The organism is Streptomyces hainanensis (assembly GCF_004348415.1).
Taxonomy (GTDB): domain Bacteria; phylum Actinomycetota; class Actinomycetes; order Streptomycetales; family Streptomycetaceae; genus Streptomyces; species Streptomyces hainanensis.
Genome location: NZ_SMKI01000278.1, coordinates 1 through 10439, shown reverse-complemented (window position 1 = coordinate 10439; position 10439 = coordinate 1). Strand labels below are relative to the sequence as shown.

Annotated in this window: 8 protein-coding genes and 1 pseudogene; 5 read left to right on the top strand and 4 right to left on the bottom strand. The window is 75.1% G+C overall.

What is annotated here, in order from left to right; translation table 11 throughout:
* Positions 1-53: 53 nt before the first annotated feature.
* Complete coding sequence (locus tag E1283_RS23410) at positions 54-1172, bottom strand: FAD-dependent oxidoreductase (protein ID WP_132820104.1); 1119 nt, start codon at positions 1170-1172, stop codon at positions 54-56.
* A 53-nt stretch (positions 1173-1225) separates the two neighbouring features.
* On the opposite strand from E1283_RS23410, the gene E1283_RS23405 reads away from it, so the two are divergent.
* Positions 1226-1918 (top strand): TetR/AcrR family transcriptional regulator, encoded by a 693-nt coding sequence (locus E1283_RS23405; protein ID WP_132820103.1) that lies wholly within the window; start codon positions 1226-1228, stop codon positions 1916-1918.
* Between the two features lie 616 nt (positions 1919-2534).
* On the opposite strand, the gene E1283_RS23400 is transcribed toward E1283_RS23405, so the two are convergent.
* Complete coding sequence (locus E1283_RS23400; RefSeq protein WP_132820102.1) at positions 2535-4775, bottom strand: glycoside hydrolase family 3 C-terminal domain-containing protein; 2241 nt, start codon at positions 4773-4775, stop codon at positions 2535-2537.
* Positions 4776-4924: 149 nt separating this feature from the next.
* Here E1283_RS23400 and E1283_RS23395 point away from each other — a divergent pair, with 149 nt between their 5' ends.
* Positions 4925-5734, top strand: a complete 810-nt coding sequence (locus tag E1283_RS23395) for a putative protein N(5)-glutamine methyltransferase (RefSeq protein ID WP_132820101.1) — start codon at positions 4925-4927, stop codon at positions 5732-5734.
* Between the two features lie 169 nt (positions 5735-5903).
* Positions 5904-7010: pseudogene (locus E1283_RS23390) on the top strand (N-acetylmuramoyl-L-alanine amidase); the annotation flags it as partial.
* A gap of 39 nt (positions 7011-7049) precedes the next feature.
* On the opposite strand, the gene E1283_RS23385 reads toward E1283_RS23390, so the two are convergent.
* Both E1283_RS23385 and E1283_RS23380 read right to left on the bottom strand, forming a co-directional pair.
* Complete coding sequence (locus tag E1283_RS23385; protein WP_132820099.1) at positions 7050-7430, bottom strand: VOC family protein; 381 nt, start codon at positions 7428-7430, stop codon at positions 7050-7052.
* Between the two features lie 79 nt (positions 7431-7509).
* Positions 7510-8889 (bottom strand): LCP family protein, encoded by a 1380-nt coding sequence (locus E1283_RS23380; RefSeq protein ID WP_132820098.1) that lies wholly within the window; start codon positions 8887-8889, stop codon positions 7510-7512.
* 176 nt (positions 8890-9065) lie between these two features.
* Here E1283_RS23380 and E1283_RS23375 point away from each other — a divergent pair, with 176 nt between their 5' ends.
* Complete coding sequence (locus tag E1283_RS23375; protein WP_243745044.1) at positions 9066-9455, top strand: BlaI/MecI/CopY family transcriptional regulator; 390 nt, start codon at positions 9066-9068, stop codon at positions 9453-9455.
* Between the two features lie 4 nt (positions 9456-9459).
* On the top strand, positions 9460-10386 hold the full coding sequence (locus tag E1283_RS23370; protein WP_132820096.1) for a M56 family metallopeptidase: 927 nt from the start codon (positions 9460-9462) through the stop codon (positions 10384-10386).
* Positions 10387-10439: the final 53 nt, after the last annotated feature.

The following is a 10439-nucleotide window of genomic DNA, read 5'->3' as shown; positions in this document are numbered from 1 at the left end:
GCCACCCCCCGTCCGCCTCCCACTCGTCGTGATCTGACGCCCGGGCCCGGCGGTCAGGACGGCTGGACCTGGTCGAAGAGGGCGAGGGCTTCGGCCGGGTCCGGGCTCACGAGGCGTTCCAGACCGGCCAGCGTGAACCTCGCCCACCTGCCGGCCCGTGCCCACATCCGCTCCTCGAAGGCGCGGACGACCTCGTCCAGTTCGCCGCGGCAGGTGGCGACGGACTCGGCGAGTTCGGCGCCCTCCAGCATCGCGAGGTTCGCGCCCGCCCCCAACGGGGGCATCAGATGGGCGGCGTCGCCCAGCAGCGTCACCCCGGGGACGTGGGCCCAGGTGTGGGACTCCGGCAGCACGTGGAGGGGGCGGCGGGCGAAGGCGCCGCCGTGGCGGAGGAGGTCGAGGACGGGAGCGGCCCAGCCGTCGAACAGGGCCAGCAGGCTCGATCGCACGGCCTCGACGTCGGACTGGTCCAAGTCCGCGTGCCAGCCCAGCGGCGCGCGGAACTGGGCGTACACCCTGACGTGGCCACCGCTGTTGCGCTGGGCGACCAGACCCCGGTTCACGCCGTACACGGCCACCGAACCGTCGCCGATCAACCGGGCGAGGTCGGGGTGGCGGGTGTCGACGTCGTCCAGGGAGGTCTCGACCAGGGTGACGCCGGTGTAGTGCGGCGTCACCGACGAGACCGCCCGGCGGACCCGGGACCAGGCGCCGTCCGCGCCGACCACGAGGTCGAACGTCTCCTGTCGCCCGTCCGCGAAACGGACCAGTACGCCGTCCCCGGTCCCCGGCACCACCTGCGTCACGCCCCGCCCCCACTCGACGTCGAGCGGGCCGAGCAGCAGGTCACGGAGTTGCCCGCGGTCGATCTCGGGATGGGCCCGGTCGTCCGGCCGGGGTCGCCAGTCGCGCAGGACGGTCCCGTCCGGGTCCAGGATGCGCATGGCCTGCCCTTCCGGACGGGACAGCGCCCGGAACTCCGCCAGCAACCCCGCCTTGTCCAGCGCGAGTTGGCCCAGCTCCTCCTGGAGGTCGAGTGTGCCGCCCGGCGGGCGCGCGTCGGGGGCGGGATCGCGTTCGAGGACGGTGACGGGGTGATCGTGGCGGTGCAGGACGCGGGCGAGGGTGAGGCCGGCGGGGCCGGCCCCGACCACGGCGATTCGATGTCTCATGTCGATACACTGTATTTCCCCGGTACGGTGCATCGCAACAGTAGGGTGTGACCATGACTGTGTGGGACCGGCCGGAGCCGCGGACTCGCCCCGTGCCGCTCGACCGGGAGCGGATCGTCGCCGCCGCCGTCGCGCTGGCCGACGAGGGCGGGCTGGAGGCGGTGTCGTTGCGCAAGGTCGCCGCCCGGCTCGACGCCGGGCCGATGCGGCTCTACGGATACATCGCCACCAAGGAGGAGCTGTTCGACCTCATGGTGGACGAGGTCCAGGCCGAGATCCTCCCCGAGGAGCCGCCGGCCGACTGGCGGGAGGCGCTGGGCGTCCTCGCCCACCGCACCAGGCGGACCGCTCTCCGGCACGAATGGCTGGCCGACCTGCTCGGCGGCCGCCCGACCCTGGGCCCGAACGGCCTCGCCGTGGCCGAGGCCACGCTGGGCGCCCTCGACGGCCTCGCCGACCTCGACACCGCCATGCGCGCCGTGGAGACCGTCAGCGCCTACTTCACCGGCGCGATCCGGCGCGAGATCGCGAACCTGCGGGCCGAGCGCGCCACGGGCCTGTCCAAGCACGACTGGCAGCGCGCCTCCGGCCCGTACGTGACGCGCATGCTGGCCACCGGCCGCTTCCCGGCGCTGACCAAGGCCGTGTACGACGGCACCGACGTGGACGCCGAGACGTCCTTCGCGACCGGCCTGGACTGGGTCCTCGACGCCGTGGCCGCCAAACTCACCCCACCACCGGCATGAACCCGCCACCCACCGCGGCGCCACCGAACCGCTTCGGGCCGCGGAGCCCGGCACGGCGCTTCGCGGTGGCGCCGCACCGGCGGGGCCTTCGGCCGCCGGGCCGGGGACGGTCGCGGTCGGCCCGCCACCCCGCTGGCGGTTCCGCCTACCCGGCGCCGACGGGCCGGTCTGGTGGTGCGGCTTGCCGGTTGGCGGTGGTGCCGTACCGGCGGAGCCTTCGGCCGCCGGGCCGGGGGCGGTCGGGGTCGGCCGCAACGCGGTTGGCGGTTCCGCGTACGCGGCGCCTTGGCCCGTCCGCCCGGCGTCCGCTTCGCGGCGGGCCCGCGCTGGCGGGACCCTCCGGGCCGCTCAGGCCGGCAGGCCGCTTCGGCGTCGGTGCCGACCGCTTCGGGCCGCTGGGCCCGACACGGCGCTTCGGTGGCGGCGCCAGCGGGCCGCTTCGCGACAGGGCCGGCCGGCAGGATCCTTCGGGCCGTTCCGGCCGGCGGGCCGCCCCGGCAGGCCGCTTCGCGGCGGTGCCGCGCCGGCGGGGCCCTTCGGGCCGTTCCGGCCGGCAGGCCGCTTCGCGGCGGCGCCGCGACGGCGGGCCCTTCGGACCGCTCAGGCCGGCAGGCCGTTACGTGGACCACGTGGCCAGCGTCTCCTCGGAGACGGGGAAGCCGGGGAAGCGGGAGAGCCGTACCAGGGGGATGGCGCGGAAGAGTTCGCCGTGTTGGGCGTCGGCCAGCATCGTCTCGAAGGGGCTGCCGGCCAGGGCCTTCCGCAGCCGTGGGCCGGCCTCCGGGTGGTCGAGCCAGCGGCTCACCTCCGATTCCGGGGTGAGTGGCCGGGCGATCTCCTCGCCCGTCAGGTCGATCACCGCGGAGAGCCTGATGTCCCGGGACGAGGCGCCCACCCGTAGCTCGAAGGCGCCGCCCTCCACCACCCAGCGGCCCAGCGGCGTGTGCCAGAACGCGAAGGCCCGCGGGCCGAGTTCGAGGGTCACCCGCTCGCTCGCCCCCGGTTCGAGCGCCACCTGCGCGAACGCCCGCAGTTCCCGCTCGGGGCGGTAGACCGTGGACACCGGGTCGCCCACGTACAGCTGCACCGTCTCCCGGCCGGCCCGCCGGCCGGTGTTGGTGACCGTGAGGCCCACCGTGACGCGGGGCGCGGCGTCGTCCGCCAGCATGTCCACCGTCAGGTCCGCGTAGTCGAAGGTGGTGTAGGACAGGCCGTGGCCGAACGGGTAGGCCACCTCCATCCGGTGCGCGTCGTACCACCGGCAGCCGATCAGCAGACCCTCCGCGTACCGCACCGTGCCGTGCTCGCCGGGGAACGCGCCGACGGTCGGGTTGTCCTCGTACCGCACCGGGATCGTCTCGGCCAGCCGGCCCGACGGGTTGGCCCGGCCCAGCAGCAGGTCGGCGACCGCGGCGCCGCCGGCCTGTCCGAGCAGCCAGCACTCCAGGACCGCCTTGGCCGCGCCCTGCCACGGGTCGAGCAGCACCGCGGCGCCGTTCGACAGCACCACCACCACGTTGGCGTTGGCCTCGGCCACCGCCCGCAACAACTCGACCTGCTGGGCCGGCAGCTCCATGTGCGGCCGGTCGTAGCCCTCGGACTCGTAGCTCGGCGGCAGGCCGAGGAAGAGCACCACCACGTCGGCGGCCCGCGCGTGCTCCACCGCCTCGGCCACCAGCGCCGGGTCCGTCGCCTCGGACTCCACGACGTAGCCCGCGGCGAACGTCACCTCCCGGGCCCCGCCGAGCGCGGCGCGCAGCGAGCCGAGCGCGTCGTCGAGCCGCGTGGGGTTGACCTGCGAGCTGCCGGCGCCCTGGTAGCGCGGGCTGCGCGCGAACTCGCCGACCACCGCGATCCGGCCGCCCGACTCCGGGTCGAGCGGCAGGATCTCGTCGTCGTTGCGCAGCAGCACCACCCCGCTGGTGGCGGCCTCCCTGGCCAGCTCGTGATGCGCCGCGACGTCGAAGGTCTGGCCCGGTTCGAGCGCCGGCAGGGCCCGGTTCACCAGGCCGAGCACCCGGCCCGCCGCCTCGTCCACCTCGGCCTCGGTCAGCCGCCCCTCGCGGACCGCGGCGAGCAGCGCGCGGGTGCCGGCGCCGCCCGACGACGGCATCTCCAGGTCGAGGCCGGCCCGCAGCCCCGCGTCCCGCCGGTTGACCGCGCCCCAGTCGGAGACCACCAGGCCCTCGAAGCCCCACTCCTCGCGCAGCACCCCGGTCAGCAGCCAGCGGTGCTCGGACACGTAGGTGCCGTTGAGCCGGTTGTACGAGCACATCACGGTCCACGGCCGCGCCCCGGTGACCACCCGCTCGAAGGCCGGCAGATAGATCTCCCGCAGCGTCCGCTCGTCCACCTCGGCGGAGACCGACATCCGCTCGGTCTCCTGGTTGTTGGCGGCGAAGTGCTTGAGCGAGGTGCCGACCCCCTGGCCCTGCACCCCGCGCACGAACGCCGCCGCCAACTCGCCGGCCAGCAGCGGGTCCTCGGAGAAGTACTCGAAGTTCCGGCCGCACAGCGGGGTCCGCTTCATGTTCACGCCGGGGCCGAGCAGCACCGCGACCCGTTCGGCCCGGCACTCCCGGCCGAGCGCCGCGCCGACCCGCTCCAGCAGCGCCGGGTCCCAGCTGGCCGCCAGGCCCACCGCGGGCGGGAAGCAGGTGGCCGGCACGCTCCGCGCCAACCCCAGGTGGTCGCCGTCGGCCGTCTGCTTGCGGAGCCCGTGCGGCCCGTCCGTGACCATGACTCCGGGGACGCCGAGGCGGGCCACCGGCTGGGTGTGCCAGAAGTCGGAGCCGTCGAGCAGGGACGCCTTCTCCTCCAGCGACAGCTCGGCCAGGAGTGCGGGGACGTCGAACATGCCGGGTCTCCTTCGGCGGGGTGGCCGCGGCCGGGGCGGCCGGGGCGAGGGCGCGAAACGGACGGACCGGACGCCAGGCTAACCCGCCGTCCCGCTCGCCGCCGTAATCGGGATGCGCCCGTTCAGGCCACCTCGGTAGCGTGCGCCCCATGACGCCGGATCCCGCCTCGCCCCGCGCCGCCGTCCCTGTCCCCGCGGGCCTGGTGGGCCGACTCAGGGCCGCGGGCTGCGTCTTCGCCGAGGACGAGGCCCGGCTGCTGGCCGAGACGGCCCGCACCTCCGCCGAGCTCGACGCGCTCGCCGCCCGCCGGATCGCCGGCGAGCCGCTCGAACAGGTGCTCGGCTGGGCCGAGTTCCACGGCCTGCGGATCGCCGTGGACGCCGGGGTCTTCGTGCCGCGTCGGCGCACCGAGTTCCTCGTCGAACAGGCCGCCGCGCTCGCCCCGCCCCGGGCCGTGGTCCTCGACCTGTGCTGTGGCTCCGGCGCCCTCGGCACCGCGTTGGCGGCGTTGCTCGACGGCCCCGAGGTGCACGCCGCCGACCTCGACCCGGCCGCCGTCCGCTGCGCCCGCCGCAACCTGGCCGGCGTCGGTGGCCACGTCCACCAGGGCGACCTGTACCGGGCGCTGCCCGACGTGTTGCGCGGCCGGGTCGACGTGGTGGTGGCCAACGTGCCCTACGTCCCCACCGGCGAGGTGGGGCTGCTGCCGTCCGAGGCGCGCGACCACGAGCCGCTGCTCGCGCTGGACGGCGGTGCCGACGGCCTCGACGTGCTGCGTCGGGTGGCGGACGGCGCGCCCGAGTGGCTGGCCCCGGGCGGCGGCCTGCTGGTGGAGACCAGCGAGCGGCAGGCGCCGGCGGCCGTCGCCGCGTTCAGCGCCGCGGGGCTCACCACCCGACCCGTGTGGTCGGACGAGTGGCACGCGACGGTGATCGTCGGACTCCGCGACGCGGACTGAACGGCCGCCGCAGCCACCTCTTCTGAGGGAGTGTGACGACCGATCGGTTTCGGCCGCTTTCGCTCGTGGTCGGCTTTGGTCGGAGAAGGACGTGGCATGACTTCTCCTGGCCGGCCGTCGCCGGTCCATCCCCGCCTCAGGGCGCCGTCGGGAGAGAGATGGGCACCGCATGACGACACACCGGCCGTTCGCCGTGGGCGTCGCGCTGTCGGCCGCGCTGCTGGCCCTGGTCGCGGAGACCGCCGAGGCCGCCGGGCCGTCCGCCGCCGGCGGGCCGGTGAACGCGGCGTTCACCCGCGCCGCCGACGAGTACGGCGTGCCGCGCGACCTCCTGGTGGCGGTCGGCTACGGCCAGACCCGGCTCGACGGCCACCGGGGGCGCCCCAGCCAGGACGGCGGCTACGGCGTGATGCACCTGGTCTCCAACCCCGTCCAGCAGACCCTGGAGCTGGCCGCCGAACTCACCGGCACCGACCGCGACGAGTTGCGCCGCGACACCGACGACAACATCCTCGGCGCCGCGGCCGTGCTGCGCTCCTACGCGGACGGCCTGGGCCTCGACGCGGCCGAGCGGGCCGAGCCGGGCGCCTGGTACCCGGCCGTCGCCCGCTTCGGCGGCGGGGACGACGTGGCGGCGGTCGCCTACGCCGACGCGGTCTACGGTCTCCTGACCGACGGCATCGAGGCGCGGATCCCGAGCGGCGAGACCGTGCTCGTCCAGGGCCGGCCGGTGATCCCGGAGCGCGGCGCCTACGCGGACGTCGGCCAGCCGCTCGCCGCGCTCGCCGACGCCGAGGGCCCCGACTACCCGTCGGCCCGCTGGGTGCCGGCCCACCCCGAGAACTACGCGCCGGGCCGCACCGCCGAGATCACCACCGTCGTCGTGCACGTCGCCCAGGGCTACTACGACGGCACCATCTCCTGGTTCCAGAACCCGGCGGCCCGGGTGAGTTCGCACTACGTCGTGCGCTCCCGCGACGGCGAGGTGACTCAGATGGTCCGCGACGCGGACAGCGCCTGGCACGCCAAAACGGCCAACGCCTCCTCGATCGGCATCGAGCACGAGGGCTTCATCGACGAACCCGCCTGGTTCACCGAGACCATGTACCGCTCGTCGGCCGAACTGACCCGCTTCCTCTGCGACCGGCACGGCATCCCGCGCGACCGCGAGCACATCGTCGGCCATGTCGAGGTGCCGGGGAACGACCACACCGACCCGGGCCCCAACTGGGACTGGGACCACTACCTGGAGCTCGTCGAGGAGGCCGGGGACGGACCGGACTGAGCCCGGGCGGGCCGGCCCCGGCCGGCCCCCTCACGGCCAGGCGTTGGCCCGCGCCGCGAAATCGTCCCGGTCGGTCTCCACGGGCAGCACGCACAGCAGGTGCCCGCCCGGGGCGCGGAGGATCCGGCACTCCTCCCACCGGGACACCTCCTGGGCGCCGAGCGCCAGCAGCCTGGCGACCTCCGCGTCCAGGTCGTCGGTCTCGATGTCGATGTGGAAGCGCGGCGAGTCGTCGACCGCCTGCACGGCGGCGACCAGACCGGGCAGCGCCCCCACCAGCGTGGTGAACTGCGGCGCCGCCTCGAACGGCCGGGCGGGGACGCCGAGGGCGGCGGACCAGAAGGCGGCGCTCGCCTCGGCCTCGGCCGACGGGGCGTCGATGATGATCGCGTAGACGCGGCTCCTGTGCATGCGCCGCACGCTACCGACCGCCCCGCCGGTCCGTCCTCCCGGTTTCCCCACCGGCCACCGGCCACCGGTCGTCGGCCGCTCAGCCGCCCTGGACGCCGGTGTAGTCCGTGCCCACGGTGAGGACGAGCGCGCCCGGCGGTCCCGAGTCGTCGGCCTCGGTCGTGGCGCCCGGCACCCGCGCGGCCAGCAGCTCCGCCTGTTCCGCCAGGCCCTCCGGATAGCCGACGACGGTGTGCGCCACCTCGCCCGCCGCCGCGTTGCCGGTGCCCACCACGGTGAAGCCGGCGCTCGCCAGCCGGTCGGCCACCTCGCCGGCCTGCCCCGTCACGCCGGTGCCGTTGAGCACCTGGACCTGGACGTCCGACGGCCGGAGCGAGGGCAGTTCCTCGGCGGCCGCCTCCAACTCCTCCTCGGTCAGCCGCTCGTCCCTGGCCAGCGAGTCGAACAGCAGGCTGGCCCGCGGGTACTCCCAGACCACGTTGGCCGTGTCCTCGGGGACGTCGAGCTCGCGCGGGTAGTTGGGGACCGTGATGAAGGACAGGTTCTCCTCCGGCACCCGCTGCAGGTCCTCGGCCAGGTCGTAGAGGGGGCGGAGGCCGGCGAGCTCCGGGTCGGTGGTCAGCGAGCTGGTGACCGCGTCGAGGAAGCCGTAGAGCGCGGTCGGGTCGGTCAGCTTGGACTGCGCCTTCTCGGCCAGCGAGCGCATGAACTCCTGCTGCCGCTCGATGCGGCCGATGTCGCTGCCGTCGCCGACGCTGTAGCGGACCCGGACGAAGCCGAGCGCGTCCTCGCCGTCCAGGGTCTGGCAGCCGGCCGGCAGGTCGACGTGGGCCTTGTCGTCCTGGATCGGCTCGTCGAGGCAGACGTCCACGCCGCCGAGGGCGTCGACCATCTCCTTGAAGCCGAGGAAGTCGAGCGAGACGAAGTTGTCGATGCGGAGCCCGGTGTTCTGCTCCAGGGTCCTGATGGTGCAGGCCGCGGCGCCGCCCACGTCGCCGCTCATGCCGCCGATGGCGAAGGACTCGTTGACCTTGCCGTGGTGCGGCTCCGACTCGGTGCCGTCGCCCAGGTCGCAGGCGGGTATGGACACCCACGAGTCCCGGGGTATGGAGACCACGGTGGCCCATTCGCGGTTCGCCGCGATATGCACGATCATCATCGTGTCGGACCGCATGCCCTCGGTGTCGCCGTAGGAGCCGTCGGTGCCCTCCCGGGTGTCCGAGCCCGCCACCAGCATGGTCATGGCGTCCGGGCTGAGGTCCTCGGGGCGGTCGTCGCCGAGCCGGTCCTCGATCTCGGCGGCCTGGATGTTGCCGTTGAGCTGGTAGTAGATCCAGCCGAGGGCGCCGGTCGCGGCCAGCACGAGGACGGCGAGGCCGACGGCGGTCCACAGCAGGATCCGCCTGCCACGGCTGGGCGGCGCCGACTTCGCGCGCCTGCTTCGGTGTGTGCCGGCCAAGCCGGTCCCCCGTTCGGTGTCGGCCCATGGTGGGTGCCCACGGTGGGTGGTGTCAGGGGCCTGAAATCTACAACACTGTAGAAGGTGGCTGGAACGCGGTCTCCTGTCAGTACGATGGCCCTCGGGACGGACGAGTGGAAGAGTGCGCGGACACGCGAGCTCGAAAGGCGGCTGACGTGACGGCAGGGGACGCCCGCGCTCGCCGGCGCGGCCAGGGAGAACTCGAGGCGCAGGTGCTCGCCGCGCTGCACGAGGCCGCGGTACCGGTCTCGGCCGCGTGGGTGCAGGAACGACTGGGCGGCGACCTGGCCTACACCACCGTGATGACCATCCTCTCCCGGCTGCTCGCCAAGCAGGCCGTGACCCGGCAGCGGGTCGGCCGTTCCTTCCTCTGGTCCGCGGCGGCCGACGAGGCCGCGCTCGCCGCCCTCCGGATGCGCCGGGTGCTCGACCGCGAGACCGACCGGGAGGCGGTGCTCGCCAGCTTCGTCACCACGCTCTCCCCGGACGACGAGCGCCTGCTGCGGCTGCTGCTCGCCCAGGCCACCGAGGAGCCGGAGGACTGACGCGATGGGCCTGTTCGTCCTGCTGCCGCTCATCCTGCCCCTCACCGCCTGGCCCATCGCCCGGCTCGCGGAGCAGCACCTTCACCCACGCCGGGCGACCTGGCTGCTGGCCGGCGTCACGGCGGTCCTCGCGACCTGCAGCACGCTCTGCGTCGCCCTGATCGCGGTCGTCGGCACGGCCGCCGTGCCGGGCAACCCACTCCCCGACAGCTGGTCCGACCCCCAGGTCAGAGCCGCCGTCCCCTTCGACGAGGTCATGGGCCGGGCCTCGATCCCCGCCCTGGTCGCCGTCGCCTGCGCCGCCGGCTGGACCCTCTGGCACCACCGGCGGGTCCGCCGCACCGCCGAGGCCGCGCTCACCGGCCTGCCGCCGTCCCCGGTGGCGGTGCTGCCGGACGACGTCCCCTACGCCTACGCCCTGCCGGGCCGCCGCGACCGCGTGGTGGTCTCCACCGCCATGCTGGCCTGCCTCACCGGCCGCGAACGGCGGGCCCTCTTCGCGCACGAACGCGTACATCTCGCCCACCGCCACCACCGCTTCCTGCTGGTCGCCCAACTCGCGGCCCGCGCCCACCCGTTCCTGCGGCCGCTGCGCACCGCCGTCGCCTACAGCGCGGAGCGCTGGGCCGACGAGGAGGCCGCCAGGCTCCTCGGCGACCGGCGCCTGATGGCGCGGGCCGTCGGCAAGGCGGCGCTGGTCTGCCGCGACACCCCCGCACCGACCTTCGCGGCGCTGGCCGCGCCGGGGCCCGTCCCGCGCCGGGTCGCGGCCCTGCTCGGCCCCGGCCCGCCGGCCGCCGCCTGGCCGCCGGCCCGCACCCGCGCCGGCCTCGCCGCGTGGATCGCGGCCGGCGGCGCGGCGGCCTCGGCGCTGTCGTCGCTGAACGCGGCGGTGGCGTTGATGGTGATTCTGCGGGCCGCCACGATGTAGCTGTCGTCCGGGGGTTCCTCCCCACCCTCCCCCCGGCCAACGGTGGGAGGTTC